Raw genomic sequence first — 18,586 nt, forward strand, 5'->3', positions numbered from 1 at the left:
TACCAACTATGTTCCGATAATATTTTATTATAAGAACATATGATAAACGAGAGGGGGACGTATTAAATGGCTTCCAATTTTAAATTCTTAGAAACAGAGTTTCCGGTTTTGGCGAATTTTGGTAATTTGGCAGAGCAGTATTGTTACACAGATCCGAACTCGTGCTTGATGAAACTGGGAATGATTGGAGAAACAATCGTAAACTTGATGTTTACATACGATAAAATTCCTGTTCCCTATGATAATTCTGCTGTGAATCGAATCAATGCATTATCTTCAGAAGGTCTCTTGACGAGAGATTTAACTGATATTTTGCATGCACTTCGTAAAGTAAGAAATAAAGCTGTTCATGAAAATTATTCTGAAAGCTCAGATTGCCCTGTTTTCTTACAGATGGCATACAGTTTGTCTGAATGGTTTATGCAAACTTATGGTGACTGGAATTACCAGCATCAGAGTTTTGTTATGCCTGTAAAGGAAGAAGATAAAATAAAAAAGAATGTTGTTTTGAATAAAGCTCAGGAAGATGAAAAAGAAGAAGAACTTACAAAGGCTGCTATCGCATGTGCTGAGCGGGCTGAACAGGTAGATAAGAGAGCTCGTTTGAAACAAGCTAATAAAATGGCAAGTCAGCGCCAGAAGTCAGAGGCGGAAACCCGCTATATGATTGATGAGCAGCTACGCCAGGTTGGCTGGGAAGCCAATACGCAGGAAATCCGCTATTCTAAAGGTGCAAGACCTGCAAAAGGTCGTAATATGGCGATTGCTGAATGGCCAACAGATTCCACTGTCAGCAAAAAAGGCTACGCAGATTATGCGCTGTTTGTGGGGACAAAACTTGTTGGCATTATCGAGGCAAAAGCGGAACATAAAGATATTCCCTCTGTAATTGATTATCAGGGTAAAGATTATCCGAGAAATATCCGTAAAGAAGATGCTGAATATCAGATTGGTACATGGGGAGAGTTTAAGGTTCCGTTTACTTTTGCAACAAACGGCAGACCATATCTGGAGCAGTTCAAAACGAAATCCGGTATCTGGTTTTTAGATTTAAGAGAGCCTTCTAATGTTCCTATGGCATTGCATGGCTGGATTAGCCCGAATGGCCTTATGGAACAATTGGAAAAAGATATCCAGGCAGCTAATAATGCGTTGCAGGTAATGCCCTATGACTTGCTGACAGATAAAGATGGTTTAAATCTGCGAGAGTATCAGGTAAAAGCTATCAAAGCAGCTGAAATGGCAGTTATTGATGGACAAAAAGAAGTGTTGATTGCAATGGCAACAGGTACAGGTAAAACCCGTACTGTCCTTGGCATGATTTACCGCTTTTTAAAGACAAATCGTTTCAAACGTATCTTGTTCCTTGTTGATAGAACCTCCTTGGGAGATCAGGCTTCCGATGTTTTTAAGGAAGTAAAACTCGAAGAACTGATGACTCTTGATGAAATCTATAACATTAAGGGACTGGATGAGAAACCTGTGGAGAAAGAAACTCGTATTCAGGTTGCTACTGTTCAGAGCATGGTAAAACGTATCCTTTATAACGAAGGAGAGGCCATGCCATCCGTAACAGATTTTGACTTGATTATTATTGACGAGGCTCACCGTGGGTATATTTTAGATAAAGAAATGGGCGATGTAGAAGTTCTGTATCGTGATCAGCGTGATTACCAGAGTAAATATCGCACGGTAGTTGAGTACTTTGATGCTGTGAAAATTGCTCTTACTGCAACTCCGGCATTACATACAACAGAAATTTTTGGCCAACCAGTATTCAAATACACTTACAGAGAAGCTGTTATAGAGGGATATCTTGTTGACCATGATGCTCCACATCATTTGGAAACAAAACTTAGTACAGGCGGCATTCATTATAAATCTGGTGACACCGTGACGCTATATGATCCTGTGACCGGCGAAATAACGAATAGCGAATTGCTTAACGATGAACTTGATTTTGATGTTGAAAATTTCAACAGACAGGTTATTACAGAGAATTTCAATAGAACTGTCCTGGCGGAAATCGCAAGAGACATTGACCCAGAAAATCCGGAAGAACAGGGTAAAACTCTGATTTATGCGGTTGATGATCAGCATGCCGACACGATTGTTTCTATTCTGAAAGAAATCTATTCAGAAACAGGCGTTGATAATGATGCGATTATGAAGATTACTGGCAGCGTTGGCGGTGGTAATCCTAAGAAGGTGGCAGAGGCAATCAAACGTTTTAAAAATGAGCGTTTTCCAAGTATTGCTGTTACTGTTGATTTGCTTACAACCGGTATCGATGTACCAGAAATTACAACACTGGTATTTATGCGTAGAGTGAAATCTCGTATTCTTTTTGAACAGATGTTGGGACGAGCTACCAGATTGTGTCCGAAAATTCATAAAACCCACTTTGAGATTTATGATCCGGTAGGTGTTTATGATTCTTTAGAACCAGTGAACACTATGAAGCCTGTTGTGGCGAACCCCACGACTACTTTCACACAACTTCTGGACGGATTAGAAGAAGTGGAAGATAAAGATGTGGTTCAGGCTCAGATAAATCAGATCCTTGCAAAGCTTCAGCGCAAAAAGCGTCGGATGGACAAAAAAACGATGGAGCAGTTTATCGGTATGACTAACGGTATGGATCCTACCCAGTTTATCGTTGAGATCGAAAAGCAATCTCCGGAAGATGCTAAAAAGCGTTTGCTTGCTTATAGAGATATGTTTGCGTATATTCAGCAGACAAGTGCAGACGGTAGAAATCCGGTGGTTATTTCTGAGAAAGAAGATGAATTGACAAAGCATACAAGGGGTTACGGCAATTCTGAAAAACCTGAAGACTATCTGGACGCTTTTTCTGAATATGTTAAAACTCATATGAATGAGATTGCTGCGCTGAGCATCGTTTGTACCAGACCAAAGGATTTGACACGGGATGCACTGAAAGCATTAAGATTAACTCTCGATAGAGAGGGATTTACCACACAACAGCTAAATACGGCAATATCAGAGCTTACGAATGAAGAAATTGCTGCTGATATTATCAGCCTTATTCGCAGATATACTATTGGATCTGCGCTAATTAGTCATGAGGCAAGAATTCGCAGAGCAGTAGATAAATTGAAAAAGGCTCATCATTTTTCAAAACAGGAAATGAGCTGGATTGGACGTATGGAAAAATATTTGATGGAAGAATCCGTACTGAATGTCCAGGTATTTGACGAAGACAGTCGCTTTAAAAGCAATGGCGGATTTGAAAAAATCAATAAGATTTTCCAAAACCAATTAGAAAATATTGTTCTTGAACTGAACGAATATCTTTATGATGACGGAGGTAGAGTTGCATAATGACAACACGAGAAATCGTTGCAAAGTTATGGAATCTTTGTAATGTACTTATGGATGACGGTATCACATATCATCAGTATGTAACCGAATTGACCTATATTTTATTCCTGAAAATGGCAAAGGAAACCGGTGCTGAGTCGCAGATTCCTGAGACATATCGTTGGGATAATCTTACATCGAAAAGTGGAATTGAACTGAAAAAATTCTACAAAAAATTGCTGACACACCTTGGTGAAGAATGCACCGGTCGTGTACGTGAAATTTATCAAGGTTCGTCGACAAACATTGATGAGCCCAAGAACCTTGAAAAGATTATTACAACCATTGCTGGACTTGATTGGTTTTCTGCAAGAGAAGAAGGCCTGGGGAATCTTTACGAAGGTCTTTTGGAAAAGAACGCTAACGAGAAGAAGTCCGGTGCAGGCCAGTACTTCACCCCTCGTGTATTGATTGATGTAATGACTAAGCTGGTGAAACCACAGCCGGGCGAACGCTGCAATGATCCTGCTTGCGGCACATTTGGCTTTATGATTTCTGCCAGTCAGTATGTACGTTCACAGACAGATGATTTCTTCGATTTAGATGCAGATACTGCTAAATTCGAACGAGAAGAAGCATTCACCGGCTGTGAACTGGTGCATGATACGCACCGTTTGGCTTTGATGAATGCTATGCTGCATGATATTGAGGGGAAAATCACTTTAGGGGATACGCTGTCCAATGCGGGTATGGGCATGAAAGATTATGATGTTGTATTAACTAACCCGCCTTTCGGTACTAAAAAAGGCGGAGAGCGTGCAACACGTGATGACTTTACATTCCCCACAAGCAATAAGCAGCTGAACTTCCTTCAGCATATTTACCGGAGTTTGAAAGCAAACGGCAAAGCACGTGCCGCAGTAGTCCTGCCGGATAATGTTCTTTTTGCTGATGGCGATGGCGAGCGAATCCGCCTTGACTTAATGGATAAATGCAACTTGCATACGATCCTTCGTCTGCCTACCGGTATTTTCTACGCCCAGGGTGTTAAAACGAATGTGCTGTTCTTTACTCGTGGTAAAACCGACAAGCATAACACAAAAGAAGTTTGGATTTATGACTTGAGAAATGATATGCCTTCTTTCGGCAAGACGAATCCTCTGAAATCCGAACATTTCGATGATTTTGTGAAATGTTATGCTGATGGTGATTTGAGCAAGCGCAAAGAAACATACAGCGAAGAAAATCCCAATGGCAGATGGCGTAAATTTACTATCGAGGATATTCTGGCTCGTGATAAGACGAGTTTAGATATTACATGGATGAAAGCGGATTCCGGAACGGCGGATTATACCCTGGTGGAATTACTTGATATGATCAAGGAAAAGTCTAATAACATAGCGAAAGCTGTTGCAGAGCTGGAAGCGTTAATTGGAGAGGTGGAAGAATAATGGATACCAAGGCATTACGACAAAAGATTCTTGACCTTGCTATCCGTGGTAAGCTTGTTCCGCAGGATCCAAATGATGAGCCAGCATCGGTTCTTTTGGAAAGAATCCGTGAACAGAAGCAACAGATGGTCAAGGATGGAAAACTAAAAAAGAAAGACATTAAAAATGATTCCGTCATCTTTGTCGGTGAGGATAATTTGCATTATGAGAAGTTCGCCGATGGCAGCGTGAAATGCATCGAGGATGAGATTCCATTTGAGCTGCCGGATGGATGGGCGTGGGCAAGGCTTGGCACAGTTGCAGAAGCGATTGGTGACGGCGACCATCAACCTCCTCCGCAGACATCATCTGGTATTCCATTCCTTGTGATTTCAAATGTGTCTGGTGGAGCATTATCTTTTGAAAATACACGTTTTGTAAGCATTGAATATTTCAATCGATTACCCGAAACTCGTAAACCTCGAAATGGTGATTTGCTTTTTACTGTTACTGGCTCCTATGGAATTCCGATCTTAGTAGATACAGATGATATGTTCTGTTTTCAACGACATATTGCAATAGTTCGTCCCTGCACCATTTCGAACCGCTATCTCTATGTCATACTTGGATCGTCATATGTAAAATCTATTTGTGATGCCAAGGCTACTGGCACGGCTCAAAAAACAGTTGGCCTTGCAACCCTAAGAGAACTCCTAATACCCGTAGCTCCCCATACGGAGCAGATGCGGATTTACGCAAAAACGCAAAATGCTCTAAATATTGTTGATGGTATATTCTCGGATAAAGAAGCTCTGCAAAACATAATTAAGAATACTAAAGCCAAAATCCTCGACCTTGCTATTCGAGGCAAGCTTGTACCGCAAGACCCGAATGATGAGCTTGCTTCTGTTCTTCTGGAACGCATCAGGGCAGAGAAAGAAGAGCTCATCAAGCAGGGCAAGATCAAGCGTGATAAGAAGGAATCTGTCATCTTCAAAGGTGAGGATAACTCTTATTATTTGAATGATAGTCAAATAACGGTGGACATCAACGATGAACTCCCCTTTAAGATTCCAACTTCTTGGTACTGGGTACGCCTTAAAGATGTATTTATTATCAATCCTCGAAACAAGTTGGAAGATGATCTGAATGTATCATTCATTCCTATGCCGCTGATAGATGACGGATATAGCGGTAAGCACACCTCAGAGGTGCGTAGCTGGAAAGAAGTAAAAACCGGGTTTACTCACTTCGCAGAGGGCGACATCGGCATTGCCAAGATTACTCCATGCTTTGAAAACCGTAAATCTACAGTTTTTATTAATCTGACCAATGGTTATGGTGCAGGAACAACGGAGCTTCATATATTGAGGCCTATTGGTAATAGTATCCTTTCACAATATTTGTTAGCGTATTTAAAATCCGATTATTTTGTCGATAATGGGAAGCAAACCTTTACAGGAGCCGTCGGTCAACAACGGATCGGGAAGGAATATATCGAAAATGCGTATTTCCCTATCCCGCCTAAATCTGAACAAGAACGCATTGTTCAAATAATTAATAACTTATTTAAGCATTTAAATGTTATTTCGGATTCATTTTTTTGATAAATCAGCCGCCTTCATTATGAGGGCGGCTGTACTTTTACCATGTTACAATTTTATCTACAAGAGCCTGTTGTTCGCTGGCAGTTCTACGGAGATAAATGCGGGTTGTTTCAATGCTTTCATGCCCCATCAGATCAGCAAGCAAAGCAATATCATTATACTTTTCGAGAAAATTCTTTGCATATCGATGGCGGAAAGAGTGAGGATAAACCACCTTTTTATCAAGTCCATATTTGTCAGCGTAGTTTTTGAGTTGCTGAGAAATGCCACGGGTAGTAATCCGATCTCCATAACGGTTCAAAAACAAATAGCCGGAGGAACGGTTTGTTTCCTCCAGCCATTCGATGGTTTCGGCTCTTAACTTTTTCGGTATGTAGAGTCTCCGCAGTTTACCTCCTTTGGTATACAGATCAAAATACCCGAGCTCAACATGCTCAATTTTGATCTGGATAAGTTCACTGACCCGGGCACCGGTGGCAGCCAAATACCAGACCACAAAGTACCATTCCGTGTTACCATCCTTTTTGAGCTGCTTCTTCAAGAAGTTGTAATCGGCATTGCTGATCACATTTTCAAGAAAGTTCTTCTGCTGAACCTTTACAGCCTTCAGTTGCAGCTTGTCTTTTTCCAAATAAACCAGATACTTGTTGATGGCCTGAATGCGAAGATTCACTGTCTTGGGTTTGTAAAACTCCATCAAATATCCTTTGTAGGCCAACAGGTTTTCCTTGCTGATTGCATCATAGTGTGCGTGGTAATATTCCACCGTCCACAAATACGATGTGATCGTGTTTTCGGAAAGATTGCTCTTTCTCAGATGTTCTTCAAATGTGCCTTGCTGCTTCATAATAAGCGGCCTCCTTATAATATTTTTTGCGGCTTTCCGCACAAATATTATAAAGGGAATATGTGACTTTCTCTTATTATGAGAAGATTGGTTCGGAAGTGCGGTGTATCGATAGTGAAATTCCATTCGATTTGCCCGAATCATGGATGTTTGCAAGGTTAAAGCATATTGGTGAGGTCATTGGTGGAGGAACTCCTAAAACAAATATTGACGAGTATTGGGACGGAAATATTCCTTGGTTAACTCCTGCAGATTTAAGCGGTTACGAGGATATGCACATTTCAACTGGCGCAAGAACTATTACGGAATTGGGCTTAAAGTCATCTTCTGCCCAACTGCTCCCGGAAAACTCCATACTTTATTCGAGCAGAGCACCGATTGGATATATTGCTATCGCTGCTAACCCGATTTCAACCAATCAGGGGTTCAAATCTGTTGTACCATACAATTCCACTATGAGCTCATATCTATATTATTGCCTTAAAGCGAGAACTTCCGATATTGTTCGGCGGGCAACTGGAACAACATTCAAGGAAATCTCGGGTTCTGAAATGGCAGAGACTATTGTTCCGTTACCGCCCATCAATGAGCAACAACGCATTTTTGACAAAGCAACACAGCTTCTTGAAGTCCTAGCTACAATAGAAAAGAGCCTTAACTGAGGCTCTTTTCCAATGAACTGAGAATATTGGTCACTTCTACCATTCTCTCAACAACCTTTTCTTGGTAATTCAGTGCAGGTACTGGCAGAATCAAATTTAGGATATCTTCTCTTGATATGCCAGGGATGAGACCTTTAGCTGCATTTTTTATAGCGTTGATATAGAAACCCATACAAAGCGCAAGGTATTCCGAATTCAGTGTGAACTTATTTCGAATAGCCATGATCTGACGTGCAATATGTGCCCTACCAAAATCGTTGAATGCCATTTCGCCGATAGTCCCTTTGCATGTAAGGAGCAAATCTCCAATTTCTGTGATTACTTGCGGCGAAGTTGTCCATCTTACCAATTCCACCTTGCCACCTACAAAATTACTAGCTCCTGTGATATATGGGACACCCACACCGTCAGCATTGTATTCAGAAGGAGAAAGATCTCGTCCGGAAATAAGCTCCCACAGTTCTTTTAGCCGTATAAAACTCCATCCGTCTGGTAGTTCAAAAGGTATCTCATCATCAATGTTTTCGATTTTGTCGCCAATCTTCTCATAATAAGAGTTATCCTCACCTTTGAAGATGACAGATTCCTTCTTGTCACGCTTGATCTTGCCCTGTTTGATGAGCTTTTCTTTCTCTGCCCTGATGCGTTCCAAAAGAACAGAAGCAGGCTCATCATTCGGGTCTTGCGGTACAAGCTGTCCGCGGATAGCTAGGTCGAGAATTTTGGCTTTTGCCTTTGCCACGCACACTGCTAACTCTTCACTATGAGCAACAGTCTTCGCAAGAAGATAGGTGGCATCAAAAATGACCTTAATAATGCGGTTTTGTTCAGCACAAGGCGGAACTGGCATCAATATACTCTTAAGAATCGTTTGATTAAGATTCAGCATTGTGTTACCGATAGAATTTACGGACATATGCTCAACGGCGTAAGGAGAACGCAGACAGATTGCAAAATATTCAGAACATAGAACTGCAGGAAGGCGCAGAATAAAACTACCTGTTCCACACAGCCACCCTTACTGCGCCAGTTGAACAACTGCACATCTTCCCATATCTCCCCTGCGTGCAATCACGATATCATTTGTAGCAACTTTGAATGAAGAAAGTCGTTTAACAGTTTCGGACGAAACTTGCATCTTATCAACAGGGATTACTTTCCCATCTATAATATTTATGGGATTTATCAGGGGGATTCCGTCTGTGACATAATCGGATTTGTGTAGAGTGCTTCCAAAAGGCCCTGTGATAAACAACTCGATCAAAGAAGCTAATCTTGCCCACGCCCATCCATCCGGCAGCTCAAATGGAATCTCATCCTCGATGCATTTCACGCTGCCATCGGCGAACTTCTCATAATGCAAACTATACCAGAGGAATTGTCCAAGGCGTGTGCGGCTCACCAATCAGACAATATTGATATACGGTGCATAAAGATATCACGTAGCGCCTTATAAGGAAACAACCATTATCTCCTAAGGTTGCGTTACAACGGCCACCTCAAAAAAAACTAAATAAGGGATTGCAGTTCGACTTTGATCGGGCTATAATCATATATCAGACACGTCCATATAGCTCAGCTGGATAGAGCACACGCCTCCTAAGCGTGGGGTCGGAGGTTCAAATCCTCTTATGGACGCCAGTGAACAACGCCGAAAGCCTTTGTTTTCAAGGGTTTTCGGCTTTTCTTATATAAAAAGCTACGAAAAAGCTCTTTCACTGTATGAGATAAAATTCTACTCCAAAATTTGATTTTTGACAACCCCTCCAGAATCGAACGCTTGTTATAGACAAAATCGCCAGCTAATTTTTAGCAGAAAACGGGCTGTTCTTGCTAATGAAAATGCCCTTCCTGCTAATCAGCCCCAAAATCGTGCCAAAAATCCAGCTAATCAAAAAAGGCGGATGTTTTGAATACCATGCAGTTATAGCAGATAAAATTAAATATCGTTATGTACATAGAGCGTCTATTTGCCCCGCATTGGGGATGGATAGGCGCTCTTTTTTTATGCCCAAACCCATGGGCAAATACAAGAGATTGGAGGTGTTTTATTTGAGCAAGCCTGTTTATACCGCAGACAAGCCGAGCGACTGTCATTACTGCTACTTCTGGACGAATGGCAGAAAGGGCTGCCGTCTGGGTAGAAATAATTGCTACTACTTAATCTCTTTGCCGCCGAAACCCAAGTCGGAATGTGATGGCTGTCCCTATGGGCGAGATCACCCGTGCATTGGTTGGTGTACGAAGAAGGTTATGCGTGAAGTGGGGCTTCGTTGATATGGATGTGTATGAACAGGAATACCGCTTCTACTATTTTGCCCGATGTCCTTACGAAAAGACGGATACGACTTTCCGCAGCATTCCGCTGACAACAGAAAGTTTTCCGCAGAAAGAAGGTGGTGAAGCCGTGTGAGTTTTGATTATTTTTACGGTCAGCAATCCGATCTATTCACATTCTATCGAGTTCCGAAGGTGTTGTTCACGAACGAGAGGTTCTGGAATATTTCTGCCGATGCCAAGATGCTGTATGGCATTTTGCTTGACCGCATGAGCCTGTCTGCAAAGAATGGTTGGATAGATAAAAACGGTCGAGTGTATATCATTTTTACAATCGACGAAGCGAAGATGGCTCTGAACTGTGCTGAACAAAAGGCTATCAAGCTGCTCAGTGAACTTGAGAAGAAAGCAGGATTGATTGAACGTAAGCGCCAGGGTTTGGGAAAGCCCAACCTGATCTATGTGAAGAACTTTATCTCTGCTGTGGATTCACAACTCTTGAATTGTGAAAATCACAATTCTGGAACAATGGAAATCACAACTCAAGAACTTCCGAAATCACAATGTAATAATACTGATATTAAAAATACTGAATTTAGTGATACTGATTCTATCTTTCCTTCCGGAAATGGTGGAATGATGGACGAGAATGACCGGTATCAAGAATACTTTGATTATTTCTCGGATCAGCTCAGTATGGATTTGTTGAAGAAGGATTACCCTTACGATTCCGAAATGCTGGATAACATTCTGGAGTTGATCGTTGAAACAGTTTGCACGAAGCGACCGTTGATTCGCATTGGTGCAGAGGAGCGTCCGGCAGAAATTGTCCGCAGTCGGTTTATGAAACTGAATGCCGAACACATTCGATATGTTATGGACTGCTTCAAGGAGAACACCACAAAGATTAGAAATATCCGTCAGTATATGCTGACTACGATATACAATGCGCCGACGACAATAGACACCTACTACGATGCTCTTGTTCGGCACGATATGTCACACGGATATTTGGAAGGAGGATTTAAGAAATTGAAAATGAAGCGAGAGGAAGGAGAGTGACGATAAATGTCGAAAAAAGCAACCATCATTGCGGTGGTCAATCAGAAAGGAGGCACTGGAAAGACCACCACCACCGAGAATCTGGGCGTTGGCTTGGCTCTTGAAGGAAAAAAGGTGCTTCTGGTAGACACCGATCCCCAGGCTTCCCTGACGGTCAGTTTGGGCAATCCCTGCCCGGATGATCTGTCTCCGACACTTTCCGATCTGATGGGAAAGATTATGATGGAAAACCCTATTACTCCCGATGAAGGGATTCTTCATCATCCGGAGGGCGTTGATTTGGTGCCGTCCAACATCGAACTCTCAGGTATGGAGGTAGCACTGGTCAATGCCATGAGCCGGGAAACCATTCTCCGGCAATACCTGGATACAGTCAAACAGAATTATGATTACATTCTTCTTGACTGTATGCCGTCTTTGGGTATGCTGACCGTCAATGCGTTGGCAGCTGCCGACAATGTGCTGATACCGGTTCAGGCAGCATACCTTCCTGCAAAGGGTCTGGAACAGCTGCTTGGAACCATCAACAAGGTCAAGAGGCAAATCAACCCGAAACTGAGGATTGAAGGGATTCTTCTGACGATGGTGGACAGCCGCACCAACTACTCCAAAGACATCAGCAATCTGATTCGGGAGAGCTACGGCGGAAAGCTGAAGGTTTACAAGACCGACATTCCCCGCTCTGTCCGTGCAGAGGAAATCAGCGCAGAGGGAACCAGTATCTTCAAGCATGATCCCAAAGGCAAAGTTGCCGAAGCCTATAAAATTCTGACGAAGGAGGTGTTAAACAATGCAGAAAAAAGGCGCAAACATCAGCTTGAAGGGGTACGATGATATTTTCTCCACCGATCAATCCAGAGCTGAAGCCCAGCAGGAGCGTGTGCAGGAAATTCCGCTTTCTGAGCTACACCCCTTTGAGGGACACCCCTTCCGTGTGGTTGATGATGAAGAAATGATGAAAACGGCAGAGAGCGTCCGAGATTTCGGAGTTCTCACTCCTGCGATTGTCCGTCCTGACCCCGACGGTGGTTATGAAATCGTTTCTGGTCACAGGCGGCACCGGGCATCGGAGCTTGCGGGTAAGGAAACCATGCCTGCGATTGTTCGTGACCTGGACGATGATGCAGCCATTATTTTGATGGTTGATGCGAATTTGCAGAGGGAGAGTATCCTGCCGAGTGAAAGAGCATTTGCTTATAAGATGAAGCTGGATGCGATTAAACATCAAGGTCAACGCACCGATTTAACTTCATCCCAAGTTGGGATGAAGTTGCAGGCAATGGATATAGTCGGTCAGGAGGCAGGAGAAAGCAGAAATCAGGTACACCGTTATATCCGTCTGACCGAACTGATTCCGGAACTGCTGGATATGGTAGATACGGGTCAGATCAAATTCAATCCTGCGGTGGAGCTTTCCTATCTGGCAAGTGAAGAACAGAAGGATTTTCTTTCTGCAATGGATTATGCTCAAGCAGCTCCTTCCCTTTCGCAAGCACAGCGAATTAAAAAGCTCGCACAGGAGGGCGAGTGTACGCTGGATGCGATGTGCGAGATTATGAATGAAATCAAGAAGGGAGAGCTGGACAGAGTAACCTTCAAAACGGATTCGTTGCGAAAATACTTCCCGAAGTCCTATACCAACAAGCAGATGGAGGATAAAATCATTCAGCTTTTGGAGCAATGGCAGAAAAAAAGAGAAAAATCAATGGAAAGGTAAGGTAAAAAATGTTTACACCCAAAAACATTCAGGGCGCTTTGGAAGAACTCTACGACCTTTGCGATCCTGATTATATGGTAGATATGCTCGTAAACTACAGTGAGGAGTTCGATGATATTTCTCCTGCGCTTCTGGCAAAGTCGTTTCAGAAAAATGCCGAGATGATTAGCGAGTATCGAGTATTGTCCTCTGCTGGTGAGGGTATCGACTATCAGGGAAAGGTACTTCTGAACAGCAGAGCCGTGCGGCTTCTGTCCTATGTAGAAGATATGAGCGGCGATGAAAAAGTTCGCACGATTCAGAGCAAGGAGCTGTGGTTAGCAGAAGATATGACATTCTATGTGGTGTCCTGTATGTCTACGATCACGATGGACAAGGAAGAAGCCATTTGTCTTAACGAACACCGCAGCGTGGTTACTACGGTGGAATGCGAGGACGATATTTTCTTCGACATGGGTTCCCTGATTTGCGAACTGGACGATATTTGCTTGTTCGAGCTTTTAGCCGATGTGGATGCGACTATTTATGAACTGTAACAGGTTCATGGATGGTCGCTTTTCTTATTTCCAAAGAAACGGAGGTATCGAAACTTGAAAGAATACGATGTGAAGATCACCGAAACCTTGGAGAAAACGGTTACGGTGCAAGCAGAATCTCACGATGCGGCAGAGGAACAGGTTAGAGCCGCTTATTACAATTCGGAGTACATTCTGGACTCCGAAAACTTTACCGGTGTTGCGTTCGGCACGACCGAGGAACGGGAGGTTCAGAAAGAACAGGCAGATACCATGAATGTGTTGCTGGTAAAGCCGTTCATGTATCCGCAGGCTGTGCAGATCGGCTGTGAGCTGGAGGATTTGCAGAAAGCCGTAGGTGGCGATATTGAGGCAACTTATCCGTTCAATGAGCCGGTTGCACTGGTGATGCACGACGAAGGTAAACTCGTAGGCAAAGAACTGAACCGTGCGCTGCGTGATGATGACGGCGATATTTATGACATTATCGCCGGTGATTTTCTGGTTGTGGGATTGGGCGAGGATGATTTTTGTTCTCTGTCCCCGGAACTGATGAAGCAGTTTGAGGAACACTTTCATCAGCCTGAGACTTTTGTACGCATGGGGCGCAGCATTATGGCGCTTCCCCTGCCGGATGACATGGTGAAGAAAGAAGATGCACCTGTCAAAGCTGATTCGGTTCCCCACAAAAGTAACCCTGACCGAGATGTTCTGTAAGGAGGTTCTTATGCAAAGAAATTCGACGATTGGAGAGCTGATGGAGCGAAAGCGGATTCAGGATGGTGCCAAGGAGTACCAGGGACATACCTATATGGACTTGGCACGATTTGATGACGCCACCAAGCACATGATTATTTTCGATGTGCTGACCGATGAATCGCCTGTCGGTTGGAAAGGCGAAAGAAATCGCCTGTATTTGAGCGATGTGGGTTATCAGAAGGCTCTGGATAACCAGAAAGCTGGCAATATCAAGATTATCAGCCATGCCGCAGTTGCCAAGGGCAATCTGTATTACGACCACAGAGATATGGCACGATAATCTGTTCACTCTACTGCTTGCAGGAGGTGATGAATCATGCAGGAAGAAGTTGAAAACAGAACAGTAAACCTGGCGATCAGCACAACCAAGCTGACGGGGCGCACTATCATTGCCGGTATCCGCAAGTATTTGCAGCACCGGGAAAAAGTGAAGATGAAAAAGGCACGAGACCCTGCCGTTCATGGAAAGCAATCCGTGAAACAGCTTTTGGGACAGAATCAGGGTGCTACGAATGTTGAGATCGACAAAGAGAGTATCCGTGATTTTGAAAAGCTCGCCAAGAAGTATGGCGTGGACTTTGCCGTAAGAAAAGATAAGTCCGTTGATCCTCCCCGGTTTCTTGTTTTTGTCCGTTCTAAAGATGCAGATGCTTTGGATGCAATCTGCAAGGAACATCAGGCAAGGGCATTAACCAAGAATGAAAAGCCGAGCGTTCTGGCGCAGCTGAAGAAGTTCAAGGAAATTGTCGCAGCGATTCCGAAGAAGGTTCGAGAGAAGAAACAGGAGCGTGATCTGTGATGGATAAGAGAAAAATGAAAAAGCTCCTGATTCTGAATTTACCGTATTTTCTGGTAGGGTTGTTCGCTACGAATTTAGGAGAAGCATGGAGATTGGCTGAGGGGGCAGATTCATCTGCGAAAATCCTCAGCTTTTTTCATGCCCTTCCGATAGCCCTGAACAATCCGTTTCCCAGCTTTCACCCGTTGGATTTGCTGATTGGTATTCTCTGCGGCGCAGGACTTCGGCTGGCTGTCTATCTAAAAGGCAAAAACGCAAAGAAGTACCGACACAATGTTGAGTACGGTTCTGCTCGTTGGGGAACGGCAAAAGATATTGAGCCGTTTATTGCACCAAAGTTCGAGGACAATGTGATCCTGACGAAAACGGAGCGGCTGATGATGAGCAATCGCCCGAAGAATCCTGCCAATGCCCGAAATAAGAATGTTCTGATTATCGGCGGTTCGGGTTCCGGTAAAACTCGCTTTTGGTTGAAGCCAAACCTTCTCCAGATGCACAGTTCCTATGTGGTCACTGACCCGAAAGGCAGCATCGTGATTGAGTGCGGCAACGCCCTTTTGAAGCATGGCTACACCATCAAGATTTTCAACACCATCAACTTTCAGAAGTCGATGCACTATAACCCATTTGCCTATATCCATTCAGAAAAAGACATTCTGAAACTGGTGACAACGCTGATTGCCAACACAAAGGGTGATGGAAAAGCCGGTGATGAGTTCTGGACGAAGGCGGAAACGCTGCTCTACTGTGCCTTGATCGGATATATCCACTATGAAGCTCCGGTTGAGGAACAGAATTTCTCCACCCTGATTGAGTTCCTGAACGCAATGGAGGTGCGGGAAGATGATGAGGAGTTCCAGAACCCGGTGGATCTGATGTTTGAAGCCCTGGAAAAGAAAAAGCCGAATCACTTTGCAGTCCGTCAGTATAAAAAATACAAGCTGGCTGCCGGCAAGACCGCTAAGTCGATTTTGATTTCCTGCGGCGCTCGTCTGGCTCCTTTTGATATTCAGGAGGTCAGAGATGTGACTGCCTATGACGAGTTGCAGTTGGATACTCTCGGAGATAAGAAAACGGCGCTCTTTCTGATTATGTCAGATACGGATGCGACGTTTAATTTTTTGATCTCCATGATTTACACACAGCTGTTCAACTTGTTGTGCGAGAAAGCAGATGATGTGTACGGCGGCAGACTGCCGGTTCATGTGCGCTGCTTGATTGATGAGATGGCAAACATCGGTCAGATTCCCAATCTGGAAAAACTGGTAGCGACAATCCGAAGCCGTGAAATATCGGCTTGCCTTGTTCTCCAGGCACAATCACAGCTGAAAGCCATTTATAAAGACAATGCCGATACCATCATCGGCAACATGGATTCCCGAATTTTCCTGGGTGGTTCTGAGCCAACCACGCTCAAAGAACTGAATCAGGCATTGGGAAAAGAAACTATCGACACCTACAACACCTCCAACACCAGAGGTAACAGCCCGTCTTACGGCTTGAATTATCAGAAGTTAGGCAAAGATATGCCATACTTGTTCGTGAAGAGTTCAGTTGCCTTGAATTTATCATGAACAGGGACACGATCAACTGGATTCTGAAATAACTGAATACAGGAGGTCGAACATGGAGCATTTACCAAAGAAAATCCATCAAAACGGAATCAGCTACACGCTGGTGGGAGACTACTACATCCCCGATCTGGAGCTACCGGAGGAAAGCCGCCCCATTGGGCGGTGGGGCCGGATGCACAAAGCGTTTCTGCAAGAACACCGGCCCGGCCAGTACAATGCCCTGCTTCTGTCGGGAAAACTCTGGACATATCTTGCTGACCTGAACGAACAGGCCGCTGACCGGCTGGCGTGTATCGTCTCGCAGATGCAGGAGGCGGAGGGTGTCACCGAGGAACTGAAAGCCCGTGACCAGCTTGCGTGGGTCGGGGGCATGAACAGCATTCGCAGCCGAGCAGAGGAAATCATCCTCTCTGAGATGATTTTTGTTTAAGGAGGTGCCTGTCTATGAGATACCGTATCGAATACGCCGATGGGCGTTATTGTAACTTTGCCAACGGCAGGGCTGAGCTGCTGAAATGGCTGAAACTGCTGAAGCAAGAGGAAATCTCCGACATCCGCAAAGTATATAAAAGCGGTGTGTCAGATTCCGTCCTGGAAACATACCGGAATTATATCCGCCCAGCATAAGGAGGGGCGCTTATGGGTACAGATATAGAAAAATTGGTTGATTTGATGATTCAGGAGCGGATGCAGAGCCAGTTTGCTAAGTGGCGGGAGGCAGAAACCGGCACGGAGAAAAAAGAGGACTGCCTTCGCTTGGAAAACGAGTATGAAAAAGCAATCAGCGCATTGTCTGAGGAACAGAAGGACGCTGTAAGACACTACTGTGATTCTATTTTCGATTCTGGTGCAGAAAGCGAGTGCTTCTTTTACCGGCTGGGCCTCAAAGATGGCATCCGTCTCTGGAAGTTTATGAAAAAGCTGATGAAAACGGTCAGCTAACGGATGTATAACCACATATTTTATTCCGCCCACAAACGGGTCGAAAGCCGTCCAACGGTACAGATTGGGCGGCTTTCCTGTTATCTGCGTTTCTTCCGCTTGGGCGCATAGTACGGCTGCGGCTTGGCCTTTCCTCTCATGTTGTTGGGATTTTTGAGCATTTTGGACAGGCTCAGTATCCGCAAAAATGCAGAGAAGTCCTCTGAGGAAATCTTCTCGAAGGGTATCTGCATTCTGTCGCAAAATTCGTGGATTACCACTTCCTCTTGGCTGCCCTGTTCGAGCGCCTGTTCAAACTTTTCCTTGACGTCATCCAGCGTGGGCTGCGGGTCGGCGGTGGTCTTGTCCTTGCGGTGTGCTTCCCGGATGTCCCGGACGATGCTGTCCAGATCATCGTGCATGACATGGCTGTAAAAATCGCTTTCCTGCACCTGCCCCAGTTCCAGCGTCCGCATATAGAGGTCATCTTCTCCGGGCGCATACTTGCTCATGACGGTCTGCCGGGTGGCCTCCAACACCAGATTCATCTGCTCCACCCGCATATTGGCGATCTGGTCGATGCAGATTTCCATATCTATCATCAGCCGCCGGAAATTCGGGTGGGCAGCCAGTTCGCAGAGAAGCCGGTTGTTGATTTTGCCGCTGCTCAAAAGTTCCACCATATCATCACTCAGATGCAGAGATTGAAGTTCTGTGTTTGGGTGATTTTTATTTTCCGTCAGCCCCATCAGATAGTCGGTGGACACGCCGTAAAAGTCCGCCAGCGTTGCAATCGCAAACGGGCTGATGTCCTTGTAGTCATCGGTTTCGTATTTTCCCAGCGCGGATTTAGACAGGCCGGTCTGCTCCGCCAGTTGTTCCAGCGTCAGGTGCTTGTCCACCACCCGCAGGTCTTTGAGCCGCTCCGGGATTGTCAGCTTTGCGTACATCCAAAGCCCCCTCTCTCGTTATCTTTTTCAGTGATTACACCCATTATAGCACGATTCCATAAGCGTGGAAATATGCGGATTTCGAGCGTTTTTCCGACGTTTTGGATATACGGGAAAGGGCCTCTTTTTTCGGTAAACTGGT

19 protein-coding genes, 1 tRNA gene and 1 pseudogene are annotated in these 18,586 nt (G+C 44.4%); 17 read left to right on the forward strand and 4 right to left on the reverse strand.

The features are described from left to right. Window positions 1–66: 66 nt before the first annotated feature. Genes hsdR through DXB18_RS02535 form a run of 3 tightly spaced genes read left to right on the forward strand, consistent with a single transcriptional unit; the run spans window position 67 to window position 6,361 of the window. The gene (gene hsdR, locus DXB18_RS02525) at window positions 67–3,345 is read left to right on the forward strand and encodes a type I restriction-modification system endonuclease (RefSeq protein WP_118705827.1); all 3,279 of its coding nucleotides are present in this window, start codon (window positions 67–69) and stop codon (window positions 3,343–3,345) included. After that, entirely contained in the window at window positions 3,345–4,775 is a 1,431-nt protein-coding gene (locus DXB18_RS02530) for an N-6 DNA methylase (protein ID WP_118705829.1), read from the forward strand. The genes hsdR and DXB18_RS02530 overlap by 1 nt, the downstream gene beginning before the upstream one ends. Further along, complete coding sequence (locus DXB18_RS02535) at window positions 4,775–6,361, forward strand: restriction endonuclease subunit S (RefSeq protein WP_118705831.1); 1,587 nt, start codon at window positions 4,775–4,777, stop codon at window positions 6,359–6,361. The genes DXB18_RS02530 and DXB18_RS02535 overlap by 1 nt, the downstream gene beginning before the upstream one ends. Window positions 6,362–6,398: 37 nt before the next feature. Here DXB18_RS02535 and DXB18_RS02540 read toward each other — a convergent pair whose 3' ends face one another. Then, window positions 6,399–7,352, reverse strand: a complete 954-nt coding sequence (locus tag DXB18_RS02540) for a tyrosine-type recombinase/integrase (RefSeq protein ID WP_347560836.1) — start codon at window positions 7,350–7,352, stop codon at window positions 6,399–6,401. Window positions 7,353–7,354: 2 nt separating this feature from the next. Between DXB18_RS02540 and DXB18_RS02545 the strand changes: the two genes are divergently transcribed. Then, window positions 7,355–7,870, forward strand: a complete 516-nt coding sequence (locus DXB18_RS02545) for a restriction endonuclease subunit S (RefSeq protein WP_207665754.1) — start codon at window positions 7,355–7,357, stop codon at window positions 7,868–7,870. Here DXB18_RS02545 and DXB18_RS02550 read toward each other — a convergent pair. Both DXB18_RS02550 and DXB18_RS02555 read right to left on the reverse strand, forming a co-directional pair. After that, on the reverse strand, window positions 7,863–8,759 hold the full coding sequence (locus tag DXB18_RS02550) for a restriction endonuclease subunit S (RefSeq protein WP_243103112.1): 897 nt from the start codon (window positions 8,757–8,759) through the stop codon (window positions 7,863–7,865). The two genes, DXB18_RS02545 and DXB18_RS02550, sit on opposite strands and share 8 nt — an antisense overlap. Before the next feature lie 129 nt (window positions 8,760–8,888). Then, a complete protein-coding gene (locus tag DXB18_RS02555; protein ID WP_118705837.1) occupies window positions 8,889–9,203 on the reverse strand; it encodes a hypothetical protein in 315 nt (104 codons plus the stop codon). A 231-nt stretch (window positions 9,204–9,434) separates the two neighbouring features. Here DXB18_RS02555 and DXB18_RS02560 point away from each other — a divergent pair. The 13 genes and pseudogenes from DXB18_RS02560 to DXB18_RS16465 all read left to right on the forward strand — a co-directional run bounded on the left by DXB18_RS02560 (window position 9,435) and on the right by DXB18_RS16465 (window position 17,515). Beyond that, window positions 9,435–9,511, forward strand: a tRNA-Arg gene (locus DXB18_RS02560). Between the two features lie 556 nt (window positions 9,512–10,067). Beyond that, the gene (locus DXB18_RS02570; RefSeq protein WP_009146480.1) at window positions 10,068–10,283 is read left to right on the forward strand and encodes a hypothetical protein; all 216 of its coding nucleotides are present in this window, start codon (window positions 10,068–10,070) and stop codon (window positions 10,281–10,283) included. Continuing rightward, window positions 10,280–11,209 (forward strand): DUF6017 domain-containing protein, encoded by a 930-nt coding sequence (locus DXB18_RS02575; protein ID WP_002304312.1) that lies wholly within the window; start codon window positions 10,280–10,282, stop codon window positions 11,207–11,209. Before DXB18_RS02570 ends, DXB18_RS02575 begins: the two co-directional genes overlap by 4 nt. A 6-nt stretch (window positions 11,210–11,215) precedes the next feature. Next, on the forward strand, window positions 11,216–12,043 hold the full coding sequence (locus tag DXB18_RS02580; protein ID WP_002304313.1) for a ParA family protein: 828 nt from the start codon (window positions 11,216–11,218) through the stop codon (window positions 12,041–12,043). Continuing rightward, window positions 12,000–12,926, forward strand: coding sequence for a ParB/RepB/Spo0J family partition protein (locus DXB18_RS02585; RefSeq protein WP_002304314.1), 927 nt, complete (start codon window positions 12,000–12,002; stop codon window positions 12,924–12,926). Before DXB18_RS02580 ends, DXB18_RS02585 begins: the two co-directional genes overlap by 44 nt. Window positions 12,927–12,934: 8 nt before the next feature. Next, a complete protein-coding gene (locus DXB18_RS02590; protein ID WP_002304315.1) occupies window positions 12,935–13,462 on the forward strand; it encodes a hypothetical protein in 528 nt (175 codons plus the stop codon). Between the two features lie 54 nt (window positions 13,463–13,516). Next, the gene (locus DXB18_RS02595) at window positions 13,517–14,158 is read left to right on the forward strand and encodes a DUF3846 domain-containing protein (RefSeq protein ID WP_002588969.1); all 642 of its coding nucleotides are present in this window, start codon (window positions 13,517–13,519) and stop codon (window positions 14,156–14,158) included. A 10-nt stretch (window positions 14,159–14,168) separates the two neighbouring features. Beyond that, entirely contained in the window at window positions 14,169–14,480 is a 312-nt protein-coding gene (locus DXB18_RS02600) for a DUF5720 family protein (RefSeq protein WP_002304317.1), read from the forward strand. A gap of 36 nt (window positions 14,481–14,516) precedes the next feature. After that, window positions 14,517–14,999: a PcfB family protein gene (locus DXB18_RS02605; protein ID WP_002304320.1), complete on the forward strand. Its 483-nt coding sequence runs from the start codon at window positions 14,517–14,519 to the stop codon at window positions 14,997–14,999. Beyond that, window positions 14,999–16,528: pseudogene (locus tag DXB18_RS02610) on the forward strand (type IV secretory system conjugative DNA transfer family protein); the annotation flags it as partial. The gene DXB18_RS02605 and the pseudogene DXB18_RS02610, both read left to right, overlap by 1 nt. Window positions 16,529–16,625: 97 nt before the next feature. Further along, window positions 16,626–17,003: a TnpV protein gene (locus tag DXB18_RS02615; protein ID WP_055219871.1), complete on the forward strand. Its 378-nt coding sequence runs from the start codon at window positions 16,626–16,628 to the stop codon at window positions 17,001–17,003. Window positions 17,004–17,017: 14 nt separating this feature from the next. Next, window positions 17,018–17,200 carry a hypothetical protein gene (locus DXB18_RS02620; RefSeq protein ID WP_055219873.1) on the forward strand — a complete coding sequence of 61 codons (183 nt, stop codon included), beginning with the start codon at window positions 17,018–17,020 and terminating at the stop codon, window positions 17,198–17,200. A gap of 12 nt (window positions 17,201–17,212) precedes the next feature. Further along, window positions 17,213–17,515, forward strand: a complete 303-nt coding sequence (locus DXB18_RS16465) for a hypothetical protein (protein ID WP_055219875.1) — start codon at window positions 17,213–17,215, stop codon at window positions 17,513–17,515. 80 nt (window positions 17,516–17,595) lie between these two features. Here the strand turns inward: DXB18_RS16465 and DXB18_RS02630 are convergent, their stop codons facing one another. Then, window positions 17,596–18,444, reverse strand: coding sequence for a helix-turn-helix transcriptional regulator (locus DXB18_RS02630; RefSeq protein WP_055266762.1), 849 nt, complete (start codon window positions 18,442–18,444; stop codon window positions 17,596–17,598). Window positions 18,445–18,586: the final 142 nt, after the last annotated feature.

The sequence above is a fragment of the Clostridium sp. OM02-18AC genome (genome assembly GCF_003481825.1).
GTDB lineage: Bacteria > Bacillota > Clostridia > Lachnospirales > Lachnospiraceae > Brotaphodocola.

Coding starts and splice junctions, on each gene's coding strand:
- hsdR (WP_118705827.1), top strand. CDS start 67: ATGGCTTCCAATTTTAAATTCTTAGAAACAGAGTTTCCGGTTTTGGCG.
- DXB18_RS02530 (WP_118705829.1), top strand. CDS start 3,345: ATGACAACACGAGAAATCGTTGCAAAGTTATGGAATCTTTGTAATGTA.
- DXB18_RS02535 (WP_118705831.1), top strand. CDS start 4,775: ATGGATACCAAGGCATTACGACAAAAGATTCTTGACCTTGCTATCCGT.
- DXB18_RS02540 (WP_347560836.1), bottom strand. CDS start 7,352: ATGATTCGGGCAAATCGAATGGAATTTCACTATCGATACACCGCACTT.
- DXB18_RS02545 (WP_207665754.1), top strand. CDS start 7,355: ATGTTTGCAAGGTTAAAGCATATTGGTGAGGTCATTGGTGGAGGAACT.
- DXB18_RS02550 (WP_243103112.1), bottom strand. CDS start 8,759: ATGCTGAATCTTAATCAAACGATTCTTAAGAGTATATTGATGCCAGTT.
- DXB18_RS02570 (WP_009146480.1), top strand. CDS start 10,068: ATGGCTGTCCCTATGGGCGAGATCACCCGTGCATTGGTTGGTGTACGA.
- DXB18_RS02580 (WP_002304313.1), top strand. CDS start 11,216: ATGTCGAAAAAAGCAACCATCATTGCGGTGGTCAATCAGAAAGGAGGC.
- DXB18_RS02585 (WP_002304314.1), top strand. CDS start 12,000: ATGCAGAAAAAAGGCGCAAACATCAGCTTGAAGGGGTACGATGATATT.
- DXB18_RS02590 (WP_002304315.1), top strand. CDS start 12,935: ATGTTTACACCCAAAAACATTCAGGGCGCTTTGGAAGAACTCTACGAC.
- DXB18_RS02600 (WP_002304317.1), top strand. CDS start 14,169: ATGCAAAGAAATTCGACGATTGGAGAGCTGATGGAGCGAAAGCGGATT.
- DXB18_RS02605 (WP_002304320.1), top strand. CDS start 14,517: ATGCAGGAAGAAGTTGAAAACAGAACAGTAAACCTGGCGATCAGCACA.
- DXB18_RS02615 (WP_055219871.1), top strand. CDS start 16,626: ATGGAGCATTTACCAAAGAAAATCCATCAAAACGGAATCAGCTACACG.
- DXB18_RS02620 (WP_055219873.1), top strand. CDS start 17,018: ATGAGATACCGTATCGAATACGCCGATGGGCGTTATTGTAACTTTGCC.
- DXB18_RS16465 (WP_055219875.1), top strand. CDS start 17,213: ATGGGTACAGATATAGAAAAATTGGTTGATTTGATGATTCAGGAGCGG.
- DXB18_RS02630 (WP_055266762.1), bottom strand. CDS start 18,444: ATGTACGCAAAGCTGACAATCCCGGAGCGGCTCAAAGACCTGCGGGTG.